The following is a 26,021-nucleotide window of genomic DNA, read 5'->3' as shown; positions in this document are numbered from 1 at the left end:
CGCACTATGCAGCCCCGGTCACAGCGCGCGGGCATCAGGATGCAAACGCGTCGTTGAGCCTGGTCAGCACGGCCGCGCGGCGCTGTCCGGCGAGGCCTGCGGCCTGCTGACAGGCTTGCGTGATCGCAGCGCCGACGGCATTGGGCGCCATACCGCCGACCGCTTCGTCGAGCCAGAGGCCGACCAGGGCGCCGTTGCCGTCGACTTCCGCGGTGACCGTGCCGTCGGGGGTCGTGAAGCGCGCCCTGAGTTTCTGCAGCGAATCCAGGGCCGCTTCGAGCTGCTCGAGCTTCGCCGTGGCATTCGCGACCAAGGCGTCCATCTGCTGGCTCATACCGGCCGCAGCCATGACGTGGGGGCGGTTTCCTGCTCCTCGAACACGTCCTCGCGCGCCACGACCTGATCTCGTGTCGGTAGGCCGAGGCGATCGAGGATGTCAGCAGGTATTCCGGACTGCGCGAGTGATTCGCGACGACGCGCACCGGCTTCGAGTGCTGCCAGCCTGGTCAGCCGAAGAATCTCGTCAGCAAGCGGTTGGGCACCGAAGCGCAGCTCCCGGCGCTCGATCTGAATGTCGACGGGTAAGCCCTGATCCGTCGCGCGCACCGAAATTGTGCCCGATCGGTTCGTCCTGGTCACGGCAGTGACGTGTGGGAGCACCGACTCTCCTTCCTTGCTCATGCCGTCGGCCTGTAGAAGCCGTGGAATGCCATGCCCATGTTGCTGGTCCGCAACGGGCTCAGTTCGACCGGATCACCGGCCTCGATCAACATCCCGTTACCCGCCACCATCGCCACGTGCCCATCCCAGACGGCGAGGTCGCCAGGCATGAGATCGGCCGCGTTCACCGACATGCCGACCGCTTGATCTGCCGCGGTGCGCGGGATCTCGACGCCGGACTCGCCGTATGCCCACTGGGTGAAACCGCTGCAGTCGAACCCGACGCCGGGTGTCGTGCCGCCCCAGCTGTAGGGCGTGCCCTGCTGGCTCAGCGCGTGACGTAGCGCATCGGCGGCTTTCTCGTTCGGCGCGACGACCGTACTGCCGTCGGGCATCGCAACCTCGACGCCCTGCCCGTTGGCCACGTAGGCCGACGGGCCCGCGGCGCCTTGGCCGCTGTGGCCGTTCAGCGCAGAGATCATGTCCGGAACCGGGGGAGCGCCCGTCGATTGCGCGGCGCTGGAGACGAACCTCGTTCCGAGGTCGGCGCCCGCGGAAGTGGATTGCGAGGCAGGCATCGTCGCCGCCGGGGCCGTCGGTGTTGCGGGCGGATCGACGAACTCGAGCATCCGCGCCGAGTGCGCGGCCAGTTGCTCGCGGACCTTGGCGACTACGGCCAGCGCGCGGCCGAGGTGTTCGATGGCCGCTCCGATGACCATGGTCTGGCCGGTCGGTGTGGCAAGGGTCGGTGCCGCGGCGACAACGATAGAAACGAAGGAATCGAGGATCTTGCTCAGTTCGGCGATGCCCGCGTTCACATCGGCGCAGGCAAGAGACAGGACGTCCGCGATGGAGTTGCCGCGATCGGAGATCGCTACTGCAGAGCCCTGCGCCGCGGCCGCTCTGTCGGCCGCGTGGTCGGCCGTTGCGCCCGACCACGACGCCTCGAGGTGAGCAATTCCGGTACGGCCGAGCGAGTGCACCGAATCGATGGCAACCGAGGACGAGCGCAGAACGTCGGCCGGACCGCCGCCTGGTAGGACGCCGGTACCGAATGTCGTCAGCAACTGCACGATCGGCGCGGCAAGTGCCGCTGCGTCGAGCACGTTCTACGCCTCGATCGTTCGACCGGCCGAACTCACGTTACCCGCCGTTGTTGCGTCGGCGCCGTCATAATCCGTCGCCGATGCGACCGAGGCTGCGCCCATGCCGGCAACCTTGCTCGCGAGGTCGGTGATCGCTGCGACGTGGGCCGAATGGGCGGCGGCAAACGCGGCAACGAATTCGCCCCCGATCAGGCCGAACACCGGACCGAGCAGGGCCGGCCCGGCCACTGCGGTGCCCGCGCCCGCGGCGGTCAGTTGGCTCGCCATTTCGGCGGCGACTCCGGCATAGCCGTGCAGCTCACCCGTCTGGACATAGAGATCTGGCATGCGACTTGCCCCCACCGGTCGTTTCGAGTCCTCGGTTTCTTTGACGCACCAGAGTGCGCATCGGTTCCGCCGGACTTACCCCCACTGAATACTTCTGCCCCACTATTGTTTCGCTATGCACACCCAGGTTGTCGACCACCCGCTCGCAGCAGTACTGCTCACCACCATGCGCGACGAACGTTCCGACAACCCGACTTTCCGGGCTGCACTGCGCGAGCTTACCCACATGCTGGTGTACGAAGCGACGCGCGATCTGCCGGTCCGCGAGTTCGATGTCAGCACTCCCGTCGCCCCGACCAAGGGTTGTCGCCTCGCCAATCCGCCGCTGCTCGTCCCCGTTCTGCGTGCGGGTCTCGGGATGGTCGAGCAAGCCAGCGCGGTGATTCCGCAATCCCGGGTGGGGTTCGTCGGAATCGCACGCGACGAGAAGACGCATCAGCCGGTGCCGTACATGGAGTCACTGCCGGACAGCCTCGCCGACCTGCCGGTCTTCGTGCTCGACCCGATGCTCGCGACCGGTGGTTCGATGAAACACACGATCGAACTGCTCGTGAATCGCGGCGCGACGGACATCACCGCGATCTGCGTGGTTTCGGCGCCCGAGGGCGTGGAAACACTTGCGCAGTCAGGGTTTCCGGTGCGCCTCATCACCGCCGCAATCGATGACGGCCTCAATTCGAACGCCTACATCGTGCCTGGCCTCGGGGACGCGGGTGACCGGCAGTTCGGTCCGCGCTAACCGGTGATCGTCAGGCAGTAATCCCGCAGCTGTGCAAGTGTTTTCGCGGCGGCCTCGCGTGCGCGTGGGAGGTCGGCGTTGCCCGCTACCGGTTCGACGACTTCGAGATAGCACTTCAGCTTCGGTTCGGTACCCGAGGGCCGAACCACGACCCGTGCACCGTTCGCCTCGAAGATCAGTGCGTCGGTGCGCATTTGGCCCCGTCGTTGCGCGAGATCGGTCACGGTGACGGACCTGCCCGCAAGCGTCGGCGGCGGGTCGGCGCGCAGAACGGCCATCGTATCGGTGATATCGGCGAGCCTCTCGACTCGATGCGCGACCTGATCGCCCCGATGCAGCCCGAACTCGATCGCAAGCTCGTCGAGCACCTGCGCCAGATCGAGGCCGGCAGCTTTACAGTCCGCGGCCAGGTCGGCAACGAGGACGGCCGCACTGATCCCGTCTTTGTCCCGCACGAAGGTCGGGTCGACGCAGTAGCCCATGGCTTCCTCATATGCATACACAAGGCCCTGGCCTGCGCGGACGAGCCACTTGAAGCCGGTGAGAGTTTCAGCGTGCCGCGCTCCGCGGGCGGGTGCGAGTTTCGCCAGCAGCCGGGACGACACGACGGTGCTTGCGACCAGTGAATCCGGCTTCGCGCCGGTCAGCACGTAGTTGCCGAGCAGGGCACCGGTCTCGTCGCCGGTCAGCATTCGCCAGCCGTCCGGTCCGGGTATGCCGACCGCGCACCGGTCCGCGTCGGGATCGAGCGCGATTGCAACGTCTGCCCGAACCCGTTCAGCCAGCGCGAGCACCCGGTCAGCCGCCCCGGGCTCTTCGGGATTGGGAAAGGAGACCGTCGGAAAATCGGGGTCCGGCTCGAACTGCTCGTCGACCACGTGGACGTCGCCGAATCCCGCCGCCCGCAGGACCGCGAGCAGCGTTTCGCCGCCGACTCCGTGCAGCGGCGTCGCCGCGATGCGCAGGTCGCGATGCGTGCCGCGCGGCAGTCCTGCGGCGCGGGCGATATATCTCTGCAGGAGGTCGTCGTCGATCGGCGTGACGGGTGCGCGCGGAATCTCGTCGACCGGTCCGATCCGGGCGATCGCTGCCTCGATCTCGCGATCGGCGGGCGAAACAAGTTGTGCGCCACCGGAGACGAATACCTTGTAGCCGTTGTCGGCGGGTGGGTTGTGCGACGCGGTGATCTGAATGCCGGCGACGGCGTCCAGCGCCTTGACCGCGAACGACGTCACCGGGGTCGGCAGCGGCCGGGGGAATAGGCGGACCGAAAAGCCAGCGGCGGCAAGTACTTCCGCAGCTGCGTCGGCGAAAGTGGCTGAGTTGTGGCGAGCGTCGTACCCGACGACCACGATCCCGCCACCGAGGCAGCGGTCGCGCAGCCACGCGCACAGACCGGCTGTCGCCGAGAGCACCGCGGCGACGTTCATGCCGTCGGGACCGTCCTGCATCGGGCCCCGCAGTCCGGCGGTGCCGAAGTGCAACGCACTCACAACTCGGCCACCACATCGCGGAGCAACCGGCCGATCCGCGCCGCAGCTGCCTGCCCTTCGGCGAGCACTTCGGCGTGATTCAAGGGCGCACCGGTCACGCCCGCCGCGAGATTGGTGACCAGGGAGATGGCGAGCACGCGCGCGCCGAGGGAGCGGGCAGCGATCGTTTCGTGCACCGTCGACATACCGACGAGGTCCGCGCCGATCGTTCGCAGCATCCGGATCTCGGCAGGCGTTTCGTACTGGGGTCCGGCGACGCCCGCGTAGACGCCTTCGGTCAATGCCGGGTCGACGCCCTTCGCGATCTCGCGTAGTTCCGGAGCGTACGCATCGACGAGGTCGACGAATTCGGCCCCGAGCAACGGTGATCGACCGGTCAGGTTGATGTGGTCGCTGACGAGGACAGGCTCACCGACCCGCAGGCCGTCGCGGATGCCGCCCGCGGCATTGGTGAGGATGACGGTTTTCGCACCAGCGGCACATGCCGTGCGGATGGGGTGCACGATCTGGCCGACCGGGAAGCCTTCGTAGAGGTGACTGCGGCCCATCATCACGAGCACCGGCGTGCCTGCCACGTCCACCGACAGCACAGTGCCCACGTGACCTGCGGCGGCCGGCGGCGCGAACCCCGCCAACTCGGTCATCGGGATCGCCGCTGTCGGTTCGCCGAGCTGGGCCGCGGCCTGTTGCCAGCCGGAACCGAGAACGATCGCGACACGGTGTTCGGCGATCCCGGAGCGCTCTGCGATCGACGCGGCGGCCTGCGTGGCTTCCATGGGCCACCACTCTATTGGGACGGCCGTGTCTCTATCCTCCTCGTATGCCATACCTGCAGCGCGAAGGCGACGTTTTCATCCTCTACCTCGGCAACGAGGGACAGACAGACAGCGAGAATCGCTTTCATCCGGACTGGATCGACGAGGTGCACGCAAACCTCGACGAGGTAGAGGCGTCTGAAGGGCAAGCCTCCCTGGTCACCACCGCGACCGGGAAGTTCTACTCCAACGGACTCGACACCGACTGGCTGTTCGGCAACCTGGACAAGATGCACTGGTACCTGGACCGCGTCCATTCGATCTTCGCCAGGCTGCTCACGTTCCAGCTGCCGACCGTTGCCGCAATCAACGGACATGCTTTCGGAGCCGGTGCGATGACCGCGACATCGCACGATTTCCGCGTGATGAAGAGCGATCGCGGCTTCTACACGCTTCCCGAGGTCAAGCTGAACATGCCGTTCACGATCGGGATGAACGCGCTGATCACGGGCCGGCTCGGCAGTCAGGTGGCGGTCGCGACGATGACGACGGGCGACCGGCTCGGCGGACCGGAGGCTCTCGCAAAGGGAATCGTCGACGCGACCGCGGAAGGTGACGGCGTGCTCGCCGCCGCTGTCGAGCGCGCGGCCGGGCTGGCGAGCAACCGTGGCCCGAACTTGACCAGGATCAAGACGGACCTGCACGCACCCGTCCTCGCCGCACTCAACACTCCGAACACACCGGAGAACCTGAAGTTCGGCTGATGCGGCACTCGGAGACGCTTCTGCTAGTGCGACACTGAGAGAATGCTTTCCGATGTGGACACTGCGGACATCGCGTCCGTGGTCAGTGCTGCGTCGTCGGATCTGATCGAGCTGTCCCACTCCATTCATGGCGAACCGGAGCTGGCGTTTGCCGAGTTCAAGAGTTCGGCAAAGTTGATCGAACTGTTGACGCAGCGCGGATTCGAGGTACGCACCGAGGTCGCCGGTCTGCCGACGGCCTTCGAGGCGAGCTTCGGCAGCGGTGACCTGGTCATCGGCGTGTGCGCCGAGTACGACGCCCTTCCCGAAATCGGACACGCGTGCGGTCACAATGTCATCGCCGCGGCGGCGGTCGGTGCCGGGCTGGCGCTCGCCGAGTTTGCCGACCGGCACGCAATCACGGTGCGTGTGATCGGAACGCCGGCCGAGGAGAGTGGCGGCGGCAAGATTCTGATGCTCGACGCTGGAGTGTTCGACGACGTCGCGGCCGCCCTGATGGTGCATCCGGGACCTGAGGACATCGTCGGTGTCCGCTCGCTCGCACTCGCCGACCTGGCGATCGCGTTCACCGGCCGTGAGGCGCACGCGTCGGCCGCGCCCGAGTTCGGTCGCAATGCCGCGGATGCGGTGACCGTCGCGCAGGTCGGGCTCGGCTTGTTGCGTCAGCATCTGGCGCCGGGTCAGCAGTTGCACGGAATCGTCAGCGACGGTGGGATCGCGCCGAACATCGTGCCCGGTCACGCGGAGATGCTGTATTACCTGCGCGCCCGGTCGACCGCGTCGCTGGAACAACTTCGCGAACGCGCGGAAGCTTGTTTTGCCGCAGGTGCGATGGCCGCAGGCTGTAGTTTCGATATCCGAACGGTTGCACCGACCTACACGGAGTTGACGCCCGACGCCGAGTTAGCCGATGCGTACCGTTCGGAGATAACCGCGATGGGGCGTACGCCGCTCGCGCCTGGGTTGGAAGGACTGCGACCGCTGGGTAGCACAGACATGGGCAACGTCACGAACGTCTTGCCGGGCATACATCCGGTCATCGGCATCGATTCCGGCGGTGCCGTCACGCATCAGCCCGGCTTTGCCGCCGCGAGCGTGAATGCATCCGCTGATCGCGCGGTGCTCGACGGCGCACAGGCGCTGGCGCGCACGGTGATTCGCGTCCTGTCAGAAGAGTCTTCGCGGGAACGGTTGGCTGCGGGAGTCGCAGTTCGAGCGAACGCGAGGGCGGGCAGATGATCGAGAACAGCAAAATTGCCCACGACTGGCTCGCTCGCCACGGTGGCGAACTGTCGGGCTGGCGTCGCCACATTCACGCAAACCCCGAGTTGGCCCGCAACGAGTACGCGACGACGGAGTTCGTGGTCTCGAAGCTGACGGCCGCTGGATTGGATCCGAAGGTGCTCCCCGGTGGCACGGGCGTCGTGTGCGATATCGGGCCGGACGGTCAGCGAGTTGCACTCCGCGCCGACATGGATGCTCTGCCGTTGCAGGAATTCACCGGAGCGACCTATGCGTCGACCGTTCCCGGCGTCTCACACGCCTGTGGTCACGACGCGCACACCACGGTGCTGATCGGCGCGGCGCTGGCACTCGCCGCCGCGCCATCGCTGCCGGTCGGCGTGCGTCTGGTGTTCCAGCCGGCCGAGGAAGTGTTCCCGGGTGGCGCGCTCGACGTCGTGGATACCGGTGCGATGAGCGGTGTTTCGCGAATCTTCGCACTGCATTGCGATCCGCGTCTCGAGGTCGGCAGAGTCGGCATCCGCGTCGGTGCGATCACGTCCGCGGCCGACACCGTCGAGTTGGTGCTCGACTCACCCGGCGGGCACACGTCCCGGCCACACCTGACGACCGATCTCGTCTACGCGATCGGAACGGTCATCACGGGGCTACCGGGAATGCTCAGCAGGCGCATCGATCCGCGAACCAGCACCGTGATGGTCTGGGGTGCGGTCAGCGCGGGGAAGGCGCCGAATGCAATCCCGCAGACCGGCATGCTGACCGGAACAGTGCGGACGGGCGATCACGACACCTGGGTCTCGCTCGAGCCGATGGTCAGGGAAATCGTGCACGGCCTGCTGGCGCCGACGGGCGTCCGCTACGAACTGAACTACAAACGCGGCGTGCCGCCGGTGGTCAACGACGAGCATTCGACGCGCATTTTCGAGGACGCCATTCGCGTGATCGGACCCGACGCGCTCGCCGATACCCAGCAATCGGGCGGTGGCGAAGACTTTTCCTGGTACCTCGAAGAAGTGCCGGGTGCGATGGCGCGGCTCGGCGTGTGGTCGGGCGAGGGTAAACCGCACGATATTCACCAACCGACGTTCGACCTCGACGAACGGGCGCTGGCGGTGGGCGTTCAGGTGATGGTGAATCTTGTGCTGGCGTCGGCCTGAGCGGTCAAGCGAAGGGTCCGGGACCAACGTTTCGGCTGTTACGGGTCCGGAGGTCGTGGACGTATTCGTCAGGTGCGCCTGCCTTTTCGGCCGCGTCTGCCATCACGCCGATATACCGGGCAGAGGGTAGACCGCCCTCGTAGGCGTCCATGACGTAGAGCCAGGCGAGCACGGGCTGTTCGTCGGTGTCCACGCGCAGCCGGATCTTGCGATGGATGCCGAGTTCGGAGCCCTCCCACCGGTCGAGACGCTGTTCGTCCTCGTCCGATACGTCGTACAAGACGACGAAAACACGGGAGCCAGGCTCCTCGACAACTGTCGCGAGGGCACCTTCCCAGCCGATGTCACCACCGCTGAAAGTGAGCCGCCAGCCGTTGAGCCAGCCGGTTCCCGACATCGGCGAATGCGGACAGCGCAGCAGCATCTGCTCCGGGTCCATATTCGATCCATACGCGGCATAAATCGGCACGACGGCCAGCCTATCGTGGCGCGCCGGTCCCGCGAAGCAACGGGGGATCTTTGCAGGACTGCCGTGCGGCGTCCGGTCGTCTCGAATACGTTTATGGCATGACTCGGATCGTGATAATCGGCGGCGGCCCAGCGGGATACGAGGCGGCGCTGGTCGCTGCGCAGCACGGGGCGTCCGTCAGCCTGATCGACTCCGATGGGCTCGGCGGCGCCTGCGTGTTGTACGACTGCGTGCCGTCGAAAACGTTCATCGCATCGACCGGTGTCCGTACCGACCTGCGCCGAGCCAACGATCTGGGTATCAATCTCGACCCGGAACAGGCCAAGATTTCGCTCCCGCAAGTTCATTCGCGCGTCAGAAGCCTGGCGCATGCTCAGTCGAGCGACATCCGCGCGCGCTTGCAGACGGTCGGTGTCGAGGTGCTCTCGGGCCGTGGTGAGCTGATCGATCCGCGAATCGGGCTTGCTGCTCATCAGGTCCGCGCCGAGTTGTCGGACGGTACCGAACGCGTGATCGATGCCGAAGTCGTCCTGATCGCGACGGGCGCCAGTCCGCGCGTGCTGCGCGGTGCCGAACCCGACGGTGAGCGCATTCTGAACTGGCGGCAGCTCTACGACCTCGAAGCGCTGCCAGAACACCTTGTTGTCGTCGGTTCCGGCGTCACCGGCGCCGAGTTCGTGTCGGCGTATACCGAGATGGGCGTAGCGGTCACGTCGGTCTCGAGCCGCGACCGCGTGCTGCCACACGAGGACGCCGATGCCGCACTGGTCCTCGAGGACGCGCTGGCAGAGCGCGGTGTGAAGCTGGTCAAGCATGCCCGCGCGGATACGGTCGCCCGCACCGAGAACGGCGTGGTCGTCACACTGTCCGACGGGCGGACCGTCGAGGGCTCGCACGCGCTGATGACCGTCGGTTCGGTTCCCAACACCAATGGGCTCGGCCTGGAAAAGGTCGGTATCGAGCTGGATTCCGGTGGCTACCTGCGCGTCGATCGCGTTTCCCGGACAACGGTTTCCGGCATCTACGCGGCCGGTGACTGTACCGGTCTGCTGCTGCTCGCATCCGTCGCTGCGATGCAGGGCCGGATCGCGATGTACCACGCACTCGGCGAGGGTGTCAGCCCGATCAAGCTCAAGACCGTCGCGTCGGCGGTGTTCACGCGGCCCGAGATAGCGACGGTCGGCGTCAGCCAGAACGCAATCGACAACGGTGAGGTGCCGGCGCGCACCGTGATGCTGCCGCTGAATACGAATCCGCGCGCGAAGATGTCGGGCCTGCGCCGCGGCTTCGTGAAGATCTTCTGCAGGCCTGCGACAGGCGTCGTCATCGGCGGCGTCGTGGTCGCTCCGGTCGCGTCGGAGTTGATCCTGCCGATCGCGATAGCGGTGCAGAACAATTTGTCGGTGAACGATCTGGCGCAGACCTTCTCGGTGTACCCGTCGCTGTCGGGATCCGTCATCGAGGCTGCCAGGCAGCTGATGCGGCACGACGATCTCGACTGACGTCTCACTATATGAGAAATAGATTTCATATGATGGTTTCCGCTGTGCGATAGTCGATAGGCCGCTACAACGGCCTACCGTCTCAGCCCCGCAGACCCGGGGAATCGGCTTCTGCCTTTTCGGAGTACCCATGTCTGCATTGCCTGCTCTCGCCCGTCGTACCGGCAACAACAGCAGTTCCGCCATTCGCGACCTGCTGACGATCACCTCGCAGCCGGACATCATCAGCCTCGCCGGTGGGTTACCCGATCCCGAGCTCATCGACCGGGACCGCATCGCGGTTGCGGCGAAGAACGCGCTAGGTTCGCTCGGCGCCGTCCAGTACACGGAGACGAATGGCTGGCCCGGTCTCAAAGCCGTGCTGGCGCAGCGAGAGTCGGTGCTGTGCGGGCGAACGATCGCACCCGACGAGATCGTCGTGACGCACGGGTCGCAGCAGGCGCTGAGCCTCTTGGCGCAGGTGTTGCTGGATCCGGGTGCTGTGGTCGTCGTCGAAGATCCGGCCTATACCGGCGCGCTTCAGGTATTCCGGAATGCCGAGGCGCAGATTCGCGCGCTTCCGCTCGATGCCGACGGCATGCGGGTCGAGCTGTTGGCGGAACTGCTTCGCGATGGCGTCCGGCCGACTGTCGTCCACACTGTCAGCAATTTCCACAATCCGGGCGGTGTGACGCTCGCGCCGCGGCGACGGCAGCGGTTGGCGCAGCTGGCGCAACAGTACGGCTTCTGGGTGATCGAGGACGATCCGTACGGCGAGATCTGGTTCGATGCGCCTGCACCTGCGCCCGTCGCCACGTATTCGGATCATGTGATTCGCCTGTCGAGCGCGTCGAAGACCGTGGCGCCGGCCCTGCGTACCGGTTGGCTGGCCGGGCCGAGCAAGGTGTGTCGTGCTGTCGAACTGCTCAAGCAGAGCGCGGACCTCTGTGGTTCGGCGTTGACCCACCAGATCACTGCCGAGGTGTTGACGGACACGGACTGGTTGGCGGCGCATCTGACGCGCGTGCGTGCGGCCTACGGCGAACGGGCGAAGGTGTTGTGCGGGGCGATCGACGCGACGTTCGGCGGTGCGGTCCACCGCACCGATGTTGCCGGCGGCATGTTCTGCTGGGTCGATTTCTGCGACGGAACCGACACGACCGCGCTGCTGGCTGCGGCTGTCGACGAGGGTGTCGCTTTCGTTCCGGGATCGGCGTTCGCCGTCCACGACGACCTGCGCAACTCGATGCGACTGTGCTTCACGACGGGTTCGGCGCCGGTTCTGGAAGAAGCCGTCGAGCGTTTGGCGCGGGCGCATGCGAGGTTGCGCCGTCGCTGACGCCGAGCTCGGGGAAAGGCAGTCCTGTTTGCGAAACGAAACGTACGGGCTGCGCACTGTGTACAGGTTTCGGGTGTCGGCGAATCGGTACCGGGCCTGCACTAGCCGCGAAGTCGATTGCGCTCGTGCTGAATTCGGTACAGAGTGCGCAGTCTGTACGTTTCGTTTCGCGAAGCTATGCCGATCCCGCCGCCGTCGCGAAAATTGTCGGCGGCGACCGCTACGTTCGGGGGCATGACGCCACCTCCCACCCTGAGTTCTGTGTCGTTCGTCAACGCGCGAAACGACCTCGCCCAGCTGTGTTCACGGGTCCAGTTCGGTAGCGAGCGGATAGTGCTGACGCGGCATGGGCGAGCGGGCGCGGCCCTTGTCTCGATGGCCGATCTGGAGCGGCTCCGGTCGACCGACCTCGGCACGCACACGCGGGACAGGAGTAGAACGTCGATCGATGCGCCACTCGCACGTGTCTGGAACGCCATCGTGCTGCGTCATCTGCGCTGCCAGTGGTTCGGGTTTCCGTTCGTCGAATTTCACGCGAGCGAGGGTGAAGCCGTCGTCTTCGACGACGACGCCAAACCCGGCATCGTGCTCCAGGTCGAACCGGGGAAGGTGCTGCGGATCGAGTGGTCCGGTGGCCGTGGCGAGGTGGAGATCGGAACCGAGTCGGCCGATGGCGTGACCACAGTGACGGTCGTGCACTCCATGGCCGCCGACTTCTGGGACGAACGACTCGAGCAGTTGCGGCTTTACGCCGAAGCCCAGTCGTAGGACCGCGTGACGGCCTTGTTCCACTCGGCGTACATGCGGTCGCGATCCTCGGCGGCCATAGCCGGGTTCCAGCGCTTGTCTTCCGCCCAGTTCGCTCGGATGTCGTCTTCGCCCTCCCAGAAGCCGACCGCGAGCCCTGCGGCATATGCGGCGCCGAGTGCCGTCGTCTCGTTGACCACCGGGCGGACGACGGGGACGTCGAGGATGTCGGACTGGAACTGCATGAGCATCTCGTTGACGACCATCCCGCCATCGACCTTGAGCGTCGTCAGCTCGACGCCGGAATCCGCGCGCATCGCCTCGATCACCTCGCGCGTCTGAAAAGCAGTGGCTTCCAGCGCTGCTCGGGCAAGATGGCCCTTGTTGACGAATCGGGTGAGGCCCGTGATCACGCCGCGCGCGTCCGGCCGCCATCGTGGCGCGAACAGACCGGAGAAGGCGGGCACGAAGTAGGCGCCGCCGTTGTCGTCGACAGTCGCTGCAAGGGACTCGATGTCGTCGGCCGACGAGATGAGACCCAGATTGTCGCGCAGCCACTGCACGAGAGATCCGGTAACCGCAACCGATCCCTCCAACGCGTATACCGCAGGCGCTTCGCCGATTCGGTAGCACACGGTGGTCAGCAGGCCGTGCTCGCTGGCGACCGGTTCGGTACCGGTATTGAGCAACAAGAAGTTTCCGGTTCCATACGTGTTCTTCGCTTCGCCGACCGACAGGCAGGCCTGGCCGAAGGTTGCCGCCTGCTGGTCGCCGAGGATGCCCGAGATCGGGACACCGGCCAGCGGCCCGGATGCGACCTCGCCGTAGATCTCGGACGAACTCCGGATCTCGGGAAGCATCGAGTCGGGAATGCCGAAATCCTTGCAGATCTGCGAATCCCATTGCAGGGTGCGCAGATCCATCAGCATCGTGCGCGAGGCGTTGGTGACGTCGGTGATGTGCGATGTGCCGCCGGTGAGGTTCCACAGCACCCACGAGTCGACGGTCCCGAAACACAGCTCGCCCGCGTCTGCGCGCTCGCGGGCGCCGTCGACGTTGTCGAGAATCCACCGTGCTTTCGGGCCGGCGAAGTACGTCGACAGCGGCAGGCCGGTCGTCGACTGGTACCGGTTGACGCCTTTGTCGCCCGCAAGTTCGTCGCACAACCGATCGGTGCGAGTGTCCTGCCAGACGATCGCATTGTGGATCGGTCGACCGGTCGAACGGTCCCACACGACTGTCGTTTCACGCTGGTTCGTGATACCCACAGCCGCAATGTCTTCGCGCGCCAGGCCGGTGTTTTCGAGCGCGTCTTCGATTACCTCCGCCGTGTTGGTCCACAGCGTTTCGGCGTCGTGCTCGACCCAGCCGGCTCGCGGCAGGATCTGCTCGTGCTCGCGTTGACCGGAGCCCGCAACCCGACCGTCGTGGTCGAAAATTATGCAGCGGCTCGACGTCGTCCCCTGATCGATCGCGGCAATGTACTGGCCCACAGTTGAAAAACTCCCGTCGATTCGCTCGGTTGGTCACTGAAGCTACTAGCCTTGGATTCGATCCGTCACCTATTGACAGGAGCGCGGCGTTGACGAAGCAGCCAGGTGCGCATTTTCTCGGCCCGGAACAGCGTGACCGTGCCTGGGAAGAGTTGCAGAAGCAGCAGTTCGACGTCGTCGTGATCGGTGCCGGCGTCGTCGGTGCGGGTATCGCGTTGGACGCGGCAACTCGCGGACTCAAAGTGGCGCTCGTCGAGGCCCGTGACTTTGCATCAGGAACGTCGAGCCGTTCGTCGAAGATGTTCCACGGTGGATTGCGCTACCTCGAACAACTCGAATTCGGCCTCGTCCGTGAAGCCCTGCGCGAGCGTGAACTGTCGCTCACGACGTTGGCGCCGCATCTCGTCAAGCCGCTCCAGTTCCTCTTCCCGTTGACCCATCGTGGTTGGGAGCGGCCCTACGTGGCAGCGGGAATGTTCCTCTACGACCAGCTCGGCGGCGCGAAATCCGTACCGGCGCAGAAGCATCTCACGCGATCGGGCGCACTGCGCCTCGCGCCGGGAATGAAGCGGAACGCATTGATCGGCGGAATCAGGTTCTACGACACCGTCGTCGACGATGCCCGCCACACCATGACCGTCGCCCGTACCGCGGCGTTCTACGGTGCTGTTGTGCGTACATCGACGCAGGTCGTCGGGCTGTTGCGCGAAGCGGATCGGGTGTCGGGCGTGCGGGTGCACGATTCGGAGGACGGCCGGTCGGCCGAGATCCGCGGCCACGTCGTCATCAACGCAACGGGTGTCTGGACTGACGAGATCCAGGCGCTTTCGCGGCAGAAAGGTCGCTTCCGGGTACGCGCGTCGAAGGGCGTCCACATCGTCGTCCCGCGCGATCGGATCGTCAGCGACGCAGCGATCATTCTGCGGACGGCGACGTCGGTGCTGTTCATCATTCCGTGGGGTACGCACTGGATCATCGGAACGACCGACACCGACTGGAATCTCGACCTTGCCCACCCGGCCGCGACGAAGGCGGATATCGACTACATCCTGACCAGGGTCAACCAGGTACTGGTCACGCCGCTCACCCATGCGGATATCGACGGTGTCTACGCGGGCCTGCGTCCGCTGCTGGCGGGGGAGAGCGACGAGACATCGAAGTTGTCGCGCGAACACGCTGTGGCGCGCGTGGCTCCGGGCCTTGTCGCGATCGCCGGCGGGAAGTACACGACGTACCGCGTGATGGCAGAGGACGCCGTCGAGGCGGCGGCAGAAGACATACCGGCGCGCGTCTCGCCGTCGATCACCGAGAAGGTGCCGCTCCTCGGAGCCGACGGATACTTTGCGCTGGTCAACCAGACGTTGCACCTCAGCGAGATCTACAACCTGCACCCCTACCGCATCAAGCATCTGCTCGACCGGTACGGCTCGCTCATCGACGAAGTGCTCGAACTCGGCAAGGCACAGCCGGAGCTGCTGCAACCGCTGACCGACGCGCCGTCGTACCTGCAGGTCGAGGTTGTCTACGCCGCGGCCGCAGAGGGGGCGCTGCATCTCGAGGACATTCTGGCCCGGCGCACCCGCATCGCGATCGAGTACCCACACCGAGGCGCCAACTGTGCTGAGCAGGTCGCGCAACTCGTCGCGCCGGTACTCGGCTGGGACGAGCGCGAAGTCGACCGCGAGTTGCAAACCTACTTCGCGCGCGTCGACGCAGAGGTCCGATCGCAGGCGCAACCCGACGACGAGTCGGCCGACGCGTTGCGCGCCGCCGCGCCCGAAGCACGCGGTCAACTGCTGGAGCCGGTTCCACTCGGGCGGTGACGGTATCTTGGCACCGTGAGCCGATCGCAATTTGTCCGTTTCCGCCACATGATCCCGCTGCTGGTCGTCGTCGCGACTGCGTTGGGATGTAGCAACACCGACGGGGAGCCGTCTGCCGACCATTCGTCGCACTCGACCGATGCCGATGCCGGCTCGGGCGACATCGAGGGTCTGGAGGTCAAGGACTACCCGGCAGGCAAGCACGTGGAGCCGACTCAGCGTGTGGCCTACGACGAGAGTCCGCCGTTCGGTGGTCCGCACGACCAGGTGTGGGCAGCGTGCACGGGAATCGTGTATCCCGAGGCGATACGAACCGAGAACATTGTCCACTCGCTCGAACATGGCGCTGTCTGGATCGCCTACAACCCTGACGATGTGTCCGGCTCGGACCTCGAATCTTTGGCAGGCCGTGTCGACGGAACGCCGTACACGCTGCTGTCGCCGTATCCCGATCTCGACGCGCCGATCTCGCTGCAAGCCTGGGGTCGGAGGCTGAAGCTCGACAATGCCGACGATCCCAGAATCGACGCCTTCATCGAAGAGTTCCGGATGAATCGCGAGACGGCGCCGGAACCCGGTGCGTCGTGTGCGGCGTACCCGGGTGCCTTCGATCCCGACAATCCGCCGCCGTTCGACTCGAGCCCGCTGCCTGCCGACGCCGTGCCGGTCGGATAGCTCAGTTGCTCAAGCAGTTCGGGCAGAAGTAGATCTTCCGCTCCGGATCCGTCCCGTCGCCCAAGATGCCGGAGCGGATCCCGTGCCCGCAACGGGGACACGGCCTGTTGCTGCGACCGTAGACAACTTCACGACGAGGCGGGTTGTACGCACCGTCGGTGAGGATCGTGCGGGCGGTCTCGACCAAGGCGGGGAGGTCCGCGACCTCACCCACGGGAACGCGCGGATCGACACCCGCGAGGAAGCAGGCCTCGCTTCTGAATACGTTGCCGATGCCGGCGAGGTTTCGTTGGTCCAGCAACGCAATGCCGATGGGACGCAACGGATCTTGCTTCAGCCGGCGCACCGCTTCCTCGGCATCCCAGTCCGGGCCGAGTAGGTCAGGGCCGAGGTGGCCGACAACCTTGGATTCCCCGGTGCGCGGTAGGACCTCGACCTTGCCGAGCGAGAAACCCACGGCAACAGCAGAATCTGTCGACAGAATGATTCTGGCCGTGAAACCTGGGCGACGCCAGCGCTGGCCGGGTTCGTACACGTGCCACACACCTTCCATCTTCAGATGGGTGTGGATGCTGACCTTGTCGATCCGTGTCAGCAGATGCTTGCCGCGACTGACGGTCTCGTCCACGGTCTTGCCGGTGAGATTCACCGTCGCATAGCGAGGCACGCGAATGTCGCAGCCGGTCAAAGTCTTTCCGGTCAAGGCGGCGTCGAGGCGCCGGGCCGCTCGAAAGACCGTGTCTCCCTCGGGCATCGCGCGCTTATCCCGACCGCAACCGAAGACCACGCGGTGTGGGCGAAAATCCCGCGACAACCAGGACTGCCGCGAAAGCATTGCCGTGGATGCTCTCACCGTCGACCTTCTCGACGACGATCTTGTCGACCCGTCGATTCTTGACCAATCCCGCCAGCGCCGTTGCGGCCGTTGTCAGAACAGCCTCGTCGGCTGTGAACGTCAGCACGGTCTTGCCGCCGCGCTCGAGGTACATCGCCAAGTCGCCGTCGACCAGGACGACCAAGGCTCCCGCCTTGCGCCCGGGGCGATGTCCCTCAGCGGTTCCCGGCGGCCACGGGAGGGCAGCGCCGTACGGGTTTGCCGGGTCGGTAGCGGCGAGCGCAAGGGCCGACTTCTCGCGCCTGTCGTCGTCGGACCCGCCATGCTGACGCAACCGGTCGACCACGTCGGACGTCGAAAACTGTGCCCCGCCGAGACCATTGATGAAGTACCCGCGCCGGCAGCGACCGGAATCCTCGAAACCGGTGAGCACGCGGTACATCAGCGCGAACCCGCCGGGAATACCCTCGCTCACAACGGGTCCGCGCGTCACGACGCCGTACCGTTCGAGGAGCAGGTCGGCAGTGGCGTGCGCGCGAACGGTCGGGTCGGGCTCGGGTTGCGGGACAAGAGACCAACGTCCGGCAACACTCGGCGGACCGGTTCGGGTGGGCAGGGAAGGCCGGGGGATGCGCCCGTAGCCGCGTGCGCGTGGCGTCGACCGAGGCGAGCGATGTGCCGTCGCCGTCCGCGTGGTTCCTGACATCAGCGCCCTGACCGGTGCGAACGTGTCGTTCCCGATGAATCCGGCCCACACGAGTTCCCATAGTGCAGTCGTGAGCGCAGTGTCCTCGATCGCGCCCAACTCGGTGCCCACCGCGTCGGACAACTGGCGGAAGAAGAATGCGCCACCACCGTTGAGTGTGGCGATGATCTGCACCTGCAGGTCCGACAGATCGATTTCGGTCGCAGGCGCGAGCGTGAGCGGCGCCTGATCGGCAAGGTGCATGCACACCCAGCCGTCGGTCGCGGTGATCGCGCCGTGGCCCGACCACACGACCTCGCCGGTGGACGTGAGTTCGTCCAGCATCGCGGGCGAGTAGTCGACCACGCGCGAGCGCAGGATGAGCGATTCCCAAGCCGATGCCGGAATCGGCACACCCGCAAGCTGTTCGAGCACCGTTGCGACACCGTCGATGCCGCGCAACGAGCTGTTGACGTGTTGCCATGCAGGCAGGAACCGGCCCAGCGCTGCCGTCGGAACCGGTTCGACTTCTTCGCGGGCTGCGGCGAGCGACCGGCGCCGTAACCGTCGGAGAACCTCGGCGTCGCACCACTCGCTCCCGGTGGTGCCCGGCCGAAACTCACCTTCGACCACACGTTTTTCTGAGGCCAACCGGCGCAGTACCGCACCGGCTACGGCAACGCCGACCGAGAATCGGTCCGCGACCTGCGCCGTCGTGAAGGGTCCGTGTGTACGGGCGAAGCGGGCGACCAAGTCGCCGAAGGGGTCGGCGACCGGTTCGACGAAGGCAGTCGGTGTACCGATCGGCAGTGGGACGCCGAGCGCGTCGCGCATGCGGCTTGCATCTTCGATCGCGATCCACCACGAGCTCCCGCCGAACGAGACCTCCAGTGCGCGCCGCGCCGCGACGAGTTCGGTCAGCACCTCCTGCGCATCGCACTGTGCCCGCTGTTGCACTTCGTCGGTCGTCAGCGGGCCGAGCAGTCGAAGCAGGTCTGCTACGCCCTCGATGTCCCGCGCTTTCCGCTCATCGACGAGGCGCTGCAACTCCAGCTCCGTTTGCTCGATGACCTTGGCGTCCAACAGTTCTCGTAGTTCGACGCGGCCGAGCAACTCGGCGAGCAGAGTCGAGTCGAGCGAGAGTGCCGCCGCGCGCCGTTCGGCGAGCGGACTGTCGCCCTCGTACATGAAGGCGCCGACGTAGTCGAACAGCAGCGAGTTCGCGAACGGCGAGGGCGATGCTGTCTCGACCTCCACGATCCGCACCTGCCGACGGGCCATGCGCACGAACAACTCTCGCAGCGCCGGCAGGTCGTATACATCCTGCAGGCACTCGCGGACCGTCTCCAGGAGGATCGGGAACGTCGGATACTTCCGCGCGACGTCCAGGAGTTGGGCCGAGCGCTGGCGCTGTTGCCAGAGGGGCGACCGTTTCCCAGGATCGCGGCGCGGCAGCAGCAGGGCGCGTGCGGCACATTCGCGGAACCGCGAAGCGAAAAGCGCCGACCCAGCGACCTGCTCGGTGACCACGTCGTCGATCTCGTCGTGCTCGAACACGAACAGCTCAGCGCCGGGCGGCTGGTCCTCGGTATCCGGCAATCGGACGATGATGCCGTCGTCGCTGGCTTGCGGCGCGACATCGATTCCATGGCGTTGCTGCAGACGTGCACCGACTGCCAGCGCCCAGGGCGCATGAACGGGAAGCCCATAGGGCGAGTGCAGCACGAGCCGCCAATCGCCGAGTTCGTCTTTGAACCGCTCGACAACCAGGGTTCGATCAGTTGGTACCTGCCCTGTCGCGGACTTCTGCTCGTCGACGAGCGTGAACAGATTGCCGATGGCGTACTCGTCGAGACCAGCGGTCCGGCAACGCTCTTCGACCTCGGGGCGCTCTGTCGAGGAGGCCTGGCGCAAGAAGCCGCCGAGCGCCTCACCGAGTTCGGCGGGGCGGCCGACACCGTCACCGTGCCAGAACGGCAGCCGGCCGGGCTGCCCGTACGCCGGACTGACGAGCACGCGGTCGAACGTGATCTCCTCGATGCGCCAACTCGTTGCGCCCAAGGCGAATACGTCGCCGACGCGGGACTCGTACACCATCTCTTCGTCGAGTTCGCCGACGCGCGAATGCTTTTCGCCGACCATGTACACCGCGAAGAGTCCGCGGTCCGGGATCGCGCCGCCCGAGGTGACGGCAAGTCGTTGCGAACCGGGCCGGCCCGTGAGTGTTCCCGCGTCGCGGTCCCACACCAGTCGCGGCCGCAGCTCTGCGAATTCGTCGGAAGGGTAGCGCCCGGAAAGGAGGTCGAGGATCGATTCGTAGGCCGAACGGGGAAGCGTCGCAAAGTTGCCCGTTCGGCGTACGGCATCGAACCAGTCCGCGGCATCGATCGGCTCCAGGGCGCAGGCCGCGACGGTCTGCTGAGCGAGAATGTCCAACGGATTGGGTGGCACCTTCATATGCTCGATCTCGCCTGCGGTCATACGCATCGCGGTGACGGTGCAGCGGATGACGTCGGTGCGATGCTTCGGAAACAGCACACCGCGCGAAATTTCGCCGACTTGGTGACCGGCTCGCCCGACCCGCTGCAGTCCGCTCGACACCGAGGGTGGGGCCTCGACCTGAATAACCAAATCGACTGCACCCATGTCGATTCCGAGTTCGAGGCTGCTCGTCGCGACGACGCAGCGCAGGCGTCCCGACTTCAGATCGTCTTCGATCAGTGCGCGCTGATCCTTGCTCACGGAACCATGGTGCGCACGCGCGAGCAACGCTTCGGCTCCGTGGATCACCTCGGACGAGGCACCGATCAACGACGGCGGTTTGTGCTCCGTCGATACGCCTTCGCCGTTTCGCTCGGCGTAGATCTCGTTGAGTCGCGCGGTGAGGCGCTCCGACAGCCGTCGGGAGTTGGCGAACACGATCGACGAACGATGCTCGAGCACGAGATCGACGATCTTCTCCTCGACGTGCGGCCAGATGGAGCCCGCATCTGCAGTATCGCCGGTCGCCGACACACCGAGCTCGGTCATGTCCGGAATCGGCACGACCACCGAGAGATCGAAAGTCTTGGGTGCAGGGGGAGCGACGATCGTGATAGGCGCGGAGCCTGCCAGGAAACGGCCGATCTCCTCGCGCGGGCGGACTGTCGCCGACAGCCCGATGCGCTGGGCGGGTTTCGCCAAGCGCCCGTCCAGACGTTCCAGTGACAACGCCAGGTGGGCCCCGCGCTTTGTTGCCGCGACAGCGTGGACCTCGTCGACGATCACCGTCTCGACCTCGTCCAGAGTCTCCCGAGCCGACGACGTGAGCATCAGGAACAGCGACTCCGGGGTCGTGATCAGGATGTCGGGCGGTTTGGTGATGAGCCGGCGCCTGTCGGCAGGTGTCGTATCGCCCGAGCGCACCCCGACCGAGATCTCCGGCGGTTCCAGGCCCATCCGCTTCGCCGTCTGAGTGATACCGACGAGCGGCGACCGCAGGTTGCGCTCGACATCGACCGCGAGCGCCTTCAGTGGCGACACATACAAGACTTTGGTCTTGCCCGAACTCCCGTGCGTCGCGAGCTGATCGATGGCCCAGAGAAATGCCGACAACGTCTTGCCGGACCCGGTCGGCGCCACGACCAGCGTGTGCATGCCTGCAGCGATCGAATCCCACGCACCCAACTGCGCGGCCGTCGGTGCCGTGAAGGCGCCGTCGAACCAGGCACGAGTGGGCGGTGAGAACTGCACCACTTCATACTGCCCCTGCCCACCGACACACTTCCAAGCCCGGCGGGTTAGCCTCGCATCATGAACAATGTGGTTCTGGAAAAGCCTGCAGGCACGGGTCCGTGGCCTGGTGTGGTGGTTCTGCACGATGCGCTCGGTGTGAGTTCGGACATCAAGAACATCACCCGGCGGTTCGCCGACAACGGATTCTTGGCGACGGCGCCGAGCCTCTTTGCCGGCCGCAGCCCCGCCAAGTGCATCAGAGCGGTCGTCCGGGAAGTCGTCGCACAGGACAACGAGGCCGTCGGCGACATTCTCGCCGCTCGCCGGACACTCGCGGAACACCCGGATTGCTCGGGCAAGGTCGGTGTCGTCGGGTTCTGTCTGGGCGGCGGATTCGCGCTTCTCGTCGCGCCGAAGGGTTTCGACGCGGCCGCTCCCTTCTATCCGTCGGTACTTCCCATGTACGACACGCTCGTAGAGGGTGCCTGCCCGGTCGTCGCGAGCTTCGGCGCCCGCGATCCGCTGAACCCCGGCAATGCGGCGCGACTGCGAAAGTCGCTCGATCGGCGCGGGATCGAGAACGACATCAAGGTCTATCCCGGCGTAGGGCACAGCTTCGCGAATGTCATGCCGGCACAGGGCCTCGCGCGCATCGTTGGTTTCGGCTACAACGAAGAGGCGACGGACGACGCGTTCGCGCGCGTCTTCTCCTTCTTCCGGACGCACCTCGAGCCGTAACCCACTAGGTTCGGAAACCATGAACTGGACACTCGAAGTCGTAATCGTTCCGGTCTCCGACGTGGATCGCGCGAAGGCGTTCTACGCGGAGAAGCTGGGTTTCAACGTGGACCACGACACGGAGATCAGTGCGGACCTCCGCTTCGTTCAGCTCACGCCGCCCGGTTCGGGGTGTTCGATCGTCGTCGGCAAGGGCGTCAATCAAATGGTTCCCGGCTCGCAGCAGGGCTTGCAGCTCGTCGTCAACGATGTTCGGGCCGCGCGTGCGGAATTGCTTTCGCGTGGTGTGGAAGTCGGGGAAGTGCAGATTGCGGGTCCGGGTGGTTTCACGCCCGCGCCCGACGATGCGGATCTGAACAACGTCGGCTTCCTGCCGTTCGTCGACCCCGACGGAAACGGCTGGGCAGTCCAGCAGATCACGTCCCGACCTTGAGCGCTGTGCTCCGGCTCGCGCTGGTCAGCCACGCGGCGACCGACGCGACGCGCGAAGCCAGGTTTCCCGCAGACGAGCCGCTGAACGGCGTCGGCAGGCGCGAAGTCGAGAGATGTGCGGTCATGACGGCGGACCGGGTCCTCGTTGCGCCCGAAGCGCGGACCGCGCAAACCGCTGCGGCACTGGGTCTTACGCCGACGGTCGACGCCGCATTGCGCGACCTCGACTACGCGGCGTGGCGTGGCGAACGCATGGACGACGTGCCGCAGGAAAAACTGGCCGTGTGGCTCACCGAGCCTGCGGCAGCACCGCACGGCGGCGAATCGATCGTGGCGCTGATCGAACGAGTCAGGCAGTGGCTGAACGGAATTACCGAGTCGCCGGTGAGCACGCTGGCCGTCACCCACCCCGCCGTCGTCCGTGCAGCCGTGCTGGTCACGCTCGATTCTCCGCCGGAATCGTTCTGGCGCATCGATGTTGCACCACTCGGCATCACACGGCTGCACTGGCGCGGCCGCTGGATGTTGCGGCAGACCGGCTACGACTACCCGAAGTTGACGCCCTGAGCCAGCGGCAGCTGATTCGAGTAATTGATCGTGTTGGTCGCGCGGCGCATGTACGCCTTCCACGAGTCCGATCCCGATTCGCGACCGCCGCCGGTTTCCTTCTCGCCGCCGAACGCGCCGCCGATCTCGGCGCCGGACGTGCCGATGTTGACGTTCGCGATTCCACAATCCGAGCCGTCAGCCGCGATGAAGCGCTCGGCCTCGCGCACGTCGGTGGTGAAGATCGCGGATGAAAGACCCTGTGGCACTGCGTTGTGCAATTCGATGGCAGAATCGAAATCGTTGTAGGTGAGGATGTACAGGATTGGCGCGAACGTCTCCTCGCGAACGACGGAAGTTTGCGCGCGCATTCTGACCACCGCCGGGGTGACGTAGAAGGAATAGTCGCCTTCGACGTCGATTCGGTCTCCGCCGCAGATCAATTCGCCGCCGTCCGAACCGGCCTTCTCCAGCGCGCCCGCCATTGCCGCATACGCGTCGCTGCTGATCAGCGGGCCGACCAGCACTCCCTCGTCGAATGGATTGCCGACGCGGAGTTGCCTGTACGCATTCGCAATGCGCTCGACCAGCTCGTCGGCGACCGATTCGTGGACGATGACCCGCCGCAGAGTCGTGCAGCGTTGCCCAGCGGTCCCGGCGGCGGCGAAGACGATGCCGCGGACAGCGAGGTCGAGATCGGCGGACGGAGTGACGATTGCACCGTTGTTGCCGCCGAGTTCGAGCAGGCAGCGGCCGAAGCGTGCCGCGACTCGCGGCGCAACGGTACGGCCCATGCGGACCGAGCCTGTGGCGCTGAGCAACGCGACCCTGGAGTCCTCCACTAACTGCTCACCGACCGGAGCCGCACCGAGCACGAGCTGGTGCACATCGGGGTCGGCGCCCTCGTCGGCGCATGCGCGCCGAAGCAGCGCGGTGCACGCGATCGCTGTCAATGTCGTTGCCTCCGAGGGTTTCCAGACCACAGTGTCGCCACAGACCAGTGCTATCGCCGTGTTCCAGGACCAGACGGCGACGGGGAAGTTGAACGCGGAGATCACGCCGACCACGCCGAGCGGGTGCCACGTTTCCATGAGCCGGTGGCCGGGCCGTTCCGAAGTCATTGTCTTGCCGTACAACTGGCGGGACAGACCGACCGCGAACTCGCAGACGTCGATCATCTCCTGCACTTCGCCGCGTGCCTCGGACGTGATCTTTCCGGCTTCGAGGGTCACGAGTTCGGCGAGGTCGTCCTTGTGTTCGGCGAGAAGCCCGCCCAGGCGGCGGACAACCGCCGCGCGCACCGGCGCCGGGACCGTCCGCCAATTCCGGAAAGCGTTGTGGGCAGCGGTAATCGCGGCATCGACGGCTGCGGTGTTGGACGCCTCGACCAGACACAGCACTTCGCCGGTGATCGGCGACCGTGCCGGCAGATCGCCGGAATCGGGGACGTTCGCTCCGATCCGGGCGAGGGCGTCAGCTGCCCGCCTAGCGAGTGTCGACACTGGACCTCCCGAGTTGTTTCGTCGCTGCGCGACGTGTGGCTTCCTGCTGGGAACGGTAGAGCTCGAACGGATCTGCGACGTCGAAGCCTATTGCGGCGGAGAGCCATTCGCGGCTGTAGTCCGGAGACTCGCCCACGTCGACTCTGGATCTGCCCGTCGAGGTCAGGTTCGACTGAAATATGCCGGCGGCCGAGGCCGGTAGGAAATCCTCGTAGACGATGGGCTCTGCGACGAGTTTCCCGCGCGCCGGTCGATACGTGAAATATGCGAGCTCGTTCTCGGCAAGGGCGGACTCGGAAGGGAAGTTCCGATTCCACGTGGCGTGGTCCGCGTTGTCGGCCACCAGCTCGTCGTAGCGGGCGCGACCCTTCGGGGTGAGGGCGACGCCGCGCGCTTCCACCTCGCCGAAGCGCACACGCAGGCTCCCCGCGCGCACCGATCCGTCCGGGTGCCGGAACCGCCGGGGTTCTGCGAGCGCGCGAAACGACGTCTGGCGAAGCAGCACGTCCGGACCCACGAGCCGGGGTGGCCCCTGGATGCGGTCGATCATCGCGATTTTACGGTCGGTCATCCGGCGGTAGAGCTCGTCGATATCGAGGACCCGGGGGGTCAGGTGGTTGATGTGGGTGCTGTCCACGCCGGCAATATCGGCTGCGACGTCGGAGATTGCCGCGAGTTCTGCGTACCACGCGTGGTCGATCGCGGCCGTGGACAATTCGAACGCGGTGGTCGCCAATTCGACCAGGCGTGACGCGTCCGCTTCGGTCGCTCCACGGTCCCTGATCGCCTTCCGGGCACGCTCCAGCAGCTCTGGAGCAAACAATGAGCGTCGTGCCAGGAAACGGTCGATTCGGCCGGCGAGGTCGGGGTCGAAGAAGCGCCGATCGCCTGTCGCGAGCATCGACGTGAAGACCCGGAACGGGTTGCGGGCCAGTTCGCCGGGATCGGTCGGGCGGAAAGCCGTGGACACGACCGGAACCGGTGTGGTGGCCTCGCGAAGATCGTAGAACCCGACCGGCAGCATCCCGAACGCCGCAAAAATGGCTGTGACCTGCGCAAGCTCGTCGGGCGTTCCGACGCGGATCGCGCCGTGGCGCTCCGCGCTCACCCGAGCTGTCGAGCCCAGGCGCTCGGCCTGCTCCGGATGGGCACGGGCGAAGTCCTGATTGACGAGGTTCGTCACCTCGACGAGCGTCGAGTAGGCGGGGACTTCGGCGGCGTACATGCGCGAGAGTGATCTTGAAAATCGGGCGCGCAGCTCCCAAGTTTCAGCCATGGATGGCCACCACTGAGCTAGCC

General features: G+C 65.9%; 24 protein-coding genes. 12 read left to right on the top strand and 12 right to left on the bottom strand.

Annotated elements, in window-relative coordinates; translation table 11 throughout:
* Positions 1 to 34: 34 nt before the first annotated feature.
* From JGU72_RS22100 to JGU72_RS22085, 4 genes are read right to left on the bottom strand one after another with little or no spacing between them, the layout of a single operon-like run.
* Positions 35 to 334 (bottom strand): YbaB/EbfC family nucleoid-associated protein, encoded by a 300-nt coding sequence (locus tag JGU72_RS22100; protein ID WP_199686247.1) that lies wholly within the window; start codon positions 332 to 334, stop codon positions 35 to 37.
* Entirely contained in the window at positions 331 to 681 is a 351-nt protein-coding gene (locus JGU72_RS22095; RefSeq protein ID WP_199686246.1) for a hypothetical protein, read from the bottom strand. The genes JGU72_RS22100 and JGU72_RS22095 overlap by 4 nt, the downstream gene beginning before the upstream one ends.
* The gene (locus JGU72_RS22090) at positions 678 to 1,766 is read right to left on the bottom strand and encodes a C40 family peptidase (RefSeq protein WP_199686245.1); all 1,089 of its coding nucleotides are present in this window, start codon (positions 1,764 to 1,766) and stop codon (positions 678 to 680) included. The genes JGU72_RS22095 and JGU72_RS22090 overlap by 4 nt, the downstream gene beginning before the upstream one ends.
* 3 nt (positions 1,767 to 1,769) lie before the next feature.
* Positions 1,770 to 2,093: a type VII secretion target gene (locus JGU72_RS22085; RefSeq protein WP_199686244.1), complete on the bottom strand. Its 324-nt coding sequence runs from the start codon at positions 2,091 to 2,093 to the stop codon at positions 1,770 to 1,772.
* A gap of 115 nt (positions 2,094 to 2,208) precedes the next feature.
* On the opposite strand from JGU72_RS22085, the gene upp reads away from it, so the two are divergent.
* Positions 2,209 to 2,832 (top strand): uracil phosphoribosyltransferase, encoded by a 624-nt coding sequence (gene upp, locus JGU72_RS22080; protein WP_199686243.1) that lies wholly within the window; start codon positions 2,209 to 2,211, stop codon positions 2,830 to 2,832.
* Here upp and JGU72_RS22075 read toward each other — a convergent pair.
* Entirely contained in the window at positions 2,829 to 4,325 is a 1,497-nt protein-coding gene (locus JGU72_RS22075) for a phospho-sugar mutase (RefSeq protein WP_307828555.1), read from the bottom strand. The genes upp and JGU72_RS22075 overlap by 4 nt on opposite strands.
* The gene (locus JGU72_RS22070; protein ID WP_199686242.1) at positions 4,322 to 5,101 is read right to left on the bottom strand and encodes a purine-nucleoside phosphorylase; all 780 of its coding nucleotides are present in this window, start codon (positions 5,099 to 5,101) and stop codon (positions 4,322 to 4,324) included. Before JGU72_RS22070 ends, JGU72_RS22075 begins: the two co-directional genes overlap by 4 nt.
* A gap of 44 nt (positions 5,102 to 5,145) precedes the next feature.
* Here JGU72_RS22070 and JGU72_RS22065 point away from each other — a divergent pair, with 44 nt between their 5' ends.
* The 3 genes from JGU72_RS22065 to JGU72_RS22055 are packed head-to-tail and all read left to right on the top strand — an operon-like array spanning position 5,146 to position 8,243.
* Positions 5,146 to 5,844 (top strand): enoyl-CoA hydratase-related protein, encoded by a 699-nt coding sequence (locus JGU72_RS22065; protein WP_199686241.1) that lies wholly within the window; start codon positions 5,146 to 5,148, stop codon positions 5,842 to 5,844.
* A 42-nt stretch (positions 5,845 to 5,886) separates the two neighbouring features.
* On the top strand, positions 5,887 to 7,083 hold the full coding sequence (locus tag JGU72_RS22060; RefSeq protein ID WP_199686240.1) for a M20 family metallopeptidase: 1,197 nt from the start codon (positions 5,887 to 5,889) through the stop codon (positions 7,081 to 7,083).
* Positions 7,080 to 8,243, top strand: a complete 1,164-nt coding sequence (locus tag JGU72_RS22055) for a M20 family metallopeptidase (RefSeq protein ID WP_199686239.1) — start codon at positions 7,080 to 7,082, stop codon at positions 8,241 to 8,243. Before JGU72_RS22060 ends, JGU72_RS22055 begins: the two co-directional genes overlap by 4 nt.
* A 4-nt stretch (positions 8,244 to 8,247) precedes the next feature.
* Here JGU72_RS22055 and JGU72_RS22050 read toward each other — a convergent pair whose 3' ends face one another.
* Positions 8,248 to 8,712 carry a gamma-glutamylcyclotransferase gene (locus tag JGU72_RS22050; RefSeq protein ID WP_199686238.1) on the bottom strand — a complete coding sequence of 155 codons (465 nt, stop codon included), beginning with the start codon at positions 8,710 to 8,712 and terminating at the stop codon, positions 8,248 to 8,250.
* A 98-nt stretch (positions 8,713 to 8,810) separates the two neighbouring features.
* On the opposite strand from JGU72_RS22050, the gene JGU72_RS22045 reads away from it, so the two are divergent.
* From JGU72_RS22045 to JGU72_RS22035, 3 genes are all read left to right on the top strand, one after another.
* Positions 8,811 to 10,214 carry an NAD(P)H-quinone dehydrogenase gene (locus tag JGU72_RS22045; protein ID WP_199686237.1) on the top strand — a complete coding sequence of 468 codons (1,404 nt, stop codon included), beginning with the start codon at positions 8,811 to 8,813 and terminating at the stop codon, positions 10,212 to 10,214.
* 130 nt (positions 10,215 to 10,344) lie between these two features.
* Entirely contained in the window at positions 10,345 to 11,532 is a 1,188-nt protein-coding gene (locus JGU72_RS22040) for an aminotransferase-like domain-containing protein (protein ID WP_199686236.1), read from the top strand.
* Positions 11,533 to 11,766: 234 nt separating this feature from the next.
* Positions 11,767 to 12,300 (top strand): type II toxin-antitoxin system prevent-host-death family antitoxin, encoded by a 534-nt coding sequence (locus JGU72_RS22035; protein WP_199686235.1) that lies wholly within the window; start codon positions 11,767 to 11,769, stop codon positions 12,298 to 12,300.
* Here the strand turns inward: JGU72_RS22035 and glpK are convergent.
* Positions 12,279 to 13,772: a glycerol kinase GlpK gene (glpK, locus tag JGU72_RS22030; RefSeq protein WP_199686234.1), complete on the bottom strand. Its 1,494-nt coding sequence runs from the start codon at positions 13,770 to 13,772 to the stop codon at positions 12,279 to 12,281. The genes JGU72_RS22035 and glpK overlap by 22 nt on opposite strands.
* 89 nt (positions 13,773 to 13,861) lie before the next feature.
* On the opposite strand from glpK, the gene JGU72_RS22025 reads away from it, so the two are divergent.
* Together JGU72_RS22025 and JGU72_RS22020 are read left to right on the top strand one after the other, a co-directional pair.
* Positions 13,862 to 15,595: a glycerol-3-phosphate dehydrogenase/oxidase gene (locus JGU72_RS22025; RefSeq protein WP_199686233.1), complete on the top strand. Its 1,734-nt coding sequence runs from the start codon at positions 13,862 to 13,864 to the stop codon at positions 15,593 to 15,595.
* Positions 15,596 to 15,610: 15 nt separating this feature from the next.
* Positions 15,611 to 16,270: a DUF3105 domain-containing protein gene (locus JGU72_RS22020; RefSeq protein WP_307828554.1), complete on the top strand. Its 660-nt coding sequence runs from the start codon at positions 15,611 to 15,613 to the stop codon at positions 16,268 to 16,270.
* A gap of 1 nt (position 16,271) precedes the next feature.
* Here JGU72_RS22020 and JGU72_RS22015 read toward each other — a convergent pair whose 3' ends face one another.
* Positions 16,272 to 17,024: an Fpg/Nei family DNA glycosylase gene (locus JGU72_RS22015; protein WP_199686232.1), complete on the bottom strand. Its 753-nt coding sequence runs from the start codon at positions 17,022 to 17,024 to the stop codon at positions 16,272 to 16,274.
* A 7-nt stretch (positions 17,025 to 17,031) separates the two neighbouring features.
* On the bottom strand, positions 17,032 to 21,525 hold the full coding sequence (locus tag JGU72_RS22010; protein WP_199686231.1) for an ATP-dependent helicase: 4,494 nt from the start codon (positions 21,523 to 21,525) through the stop codon (positions 17,032 to 17,034).
* A gap of 57 nt (positions 21,526 to 21,582) precedes the next feature.
* Between JGU72_RS22010 and JGU72_RS22005 the strand changes: the two genes are divergently transcribed.
* The 3 genes from JGU72_RS22005 to JGU72_RS21995 are packed head-to-tail and all read left to right on the top strand — an operon-like array spanning position 21,583 to position 23,241.
* Entirely contained in the window at positions 21,583 to 22,242 is a 660-nt protein-coding gene (locus JGU72_RS22005; RefSeq protein WP_199686230.1) for a dienelactone hydrolase family protein, read from the top strand.
* Positions 22,243 to 22,261: 19 nt separating this feature from the next.
* Positions 22,262 to 22,675, top strand: a complete 414-nt coding sequence (locus tag JGU72_RS22000) for a VOC family protein (protein ID WP_199686229.1) — start codon at positions 22,262 to 22,264, stop codon at positions 22,673 to 22,675.
* The gene (locus JGU72_RS21995) at positions 22,672 to 23,241 is read left to right on the top strand and encodes a histidine phosphatase family protein (protein ID WP_199686228.1); all 570 of its coding nucleotides are present in this window, start codon (positions 22,672 to 22,674) and stop codon (positions 23,239 to 23,241) included. Before JGU72_RS22000 ends, JGU72_RS21995 begins: the two co-directional genes overlap by 4 nt.
* On the opposite strand, the gene amaB is transcribed toward JGU72_RS21995, so the two are convergent.
* Both amaB and hglS read right to left on the bottom strand, forming a co-directional pair.
* Positions 23,220 to 24,794 (bottom strand): L-piperidine-6-carboxylate dehydrogenase, encoded by a 1,575-nt coding sequence (amaB, locus tag JGU72_RS21990; protein ID WP_374101147.1) that lies wholly within the window; start codon positions 24,792 to 24,794, stop codon positions 23,220 to 23,222. The genes JGU72_RS21995 and amaB overlap by 22 nt on opposite strands.
* Positions 24,706 to 25,998, bottom strand: a complete 1,293-nt coding sequence (hglS, locus tag JGU72_RS21985; protein ID WP_199686226.1) for a 2-oxoadipate dioxygenase/decarboxylase — start codon at positions 25,996 to 25,998, stop codon at positions 24,706 to 24,708. Before hglS ends, amaB begins: the two co-directional genes overlap by 89 nt.
* Between the last annotated feature and the right edge of the window lie 23 nt (positions 25,999 to 26,021).

The sequence above is a fragment of the Antrihabitans auranticaus genome, assembly GCF_016481275.1.
Taxonomy (GTDB): domain Bacteria; phylum Actinomycetota; class Actinomycetes; order Mycobacteriales; family Mycobacteriaceae; genus Antrihabitans.
The sequence above is the reverse complement of the archived record's forward strand: the minus strand, read 5'-3'. Positions and strand labels throughout refer to the sequence as shown.

What these genes read in the sequence shown, in the direction of transcription:
- JGU72_RS22035 (WP_199686235.1), top strand. Translation starts at nt 11,767, where the DNA reads ATGACGCCACCTCCCACCCTGAGTTCTGTGTCGTTCGTCAACGCGCGA.
- JGU72_RS22000 (WP_199686229.1), top strand. Translation starts at nt 22,262, where the DNA reads ATGAACTGGACACTCGAAGTCGTAATCGTTCCGGTCTCCGACGTGGAT.
- upp (WP_199686243.1), top strand. Translation starts at nt 2,209, where the DNA reads ATGCACACCCAGGTTGTCGACCACCCGCTCGCAGCAGTACTGCTCACC.
- JGU72_RS22070 (WP_199686242.1), bottom strand. Translation starts at nt 5,101, where the DNA reads ATGGAAGCCACGCAGGCCGCCGCGTCGATCGCAGAGCGCTCCGGGATC.
- hglS (WP_199686226.1), bottom strand. Translation starts at nt 25,998, where the DNA reads ATGGCTGAAACTTGGGAGCTGCGCGCCCGATTTTCAAGATCACTCTCG.
- JGU72_RS22045 (WP_199686237.1), top strand. Translation starts at nt 8,811, where the DNA reads ATGACTCGGATCGTGATAATCGGCGGCGGCCCAGCGGGATACGAGGCG.
- JGU72_RS22085 (WP_199686244.1), bottom strand. Translation starts at nt 2,093, where the DNA reads ATGCCAGATCTCTATGTCCAGACGGGTGAGCTGCACGGCTATGCCGGA.
- JGU72_RS22060 (WP_199686240.1), top strand. Translation starts at nt 5,887, where the DNA reads ATGCTTTCCGATGTGGACACTGCGGACATCGCGTCCGTGGTCAGTGCT.
- JGU72_RS22065 (WP_199686241.1), top strand. Translation starts at nt 5,146, where the DNA reads ATGCCATACCTGCAGCGCGAAGGCGACGTTTTCATCCTCTACCTCGGC.
- JGU72_RS22040 (WP_199686236.1), top strand. Translation starts at nt 10,345, where the DNA reads ATGTCTGCATTGCCTGCTCTCGCCCGTCGTACCGGCAACAACAGCAGT.
- JGU72_RS22055 (WP_199686239.1), top strand. Translation starts at nt 7,080, where the DNA reads ATGATCGAGAACAGCAAAATTGCCCACGACTGGCTCGCTCGCCACGGT.
- JGU72_RS22095 (WP_199686246.1), bottom strand. Translation starts at nt 681, where the DNA reads ATGAGCAAGGAAGGAGAGTCGGTGCTCCCACACGTCACTGCCGTGACC.
- JGU72_RS22100 (WP_199686247.1), bottom strand. Translation starts at nt 334, where the DNA reads ATGAGCCAGCAGATGGACGCCTTGGTCGCGAATGCCACGGCGAAGCTC.
- JGU72_RS22005 (WP_199686230.1), top strand. Translation starts at nt 21,583, where the DNA reads ATGAACAATGTGGTTCTGGAAAAGCCTGCAGGCACGGGTCCGTGGCCT.
- JGU72_RS22015 (WP_199686232.1), bottom strand. Translation starts at nt 17,024, where the DNA reads ATGCCCGAGGGAGACACGGTCTTTCGAGCGGCCCGGCGCCTCGACGCC.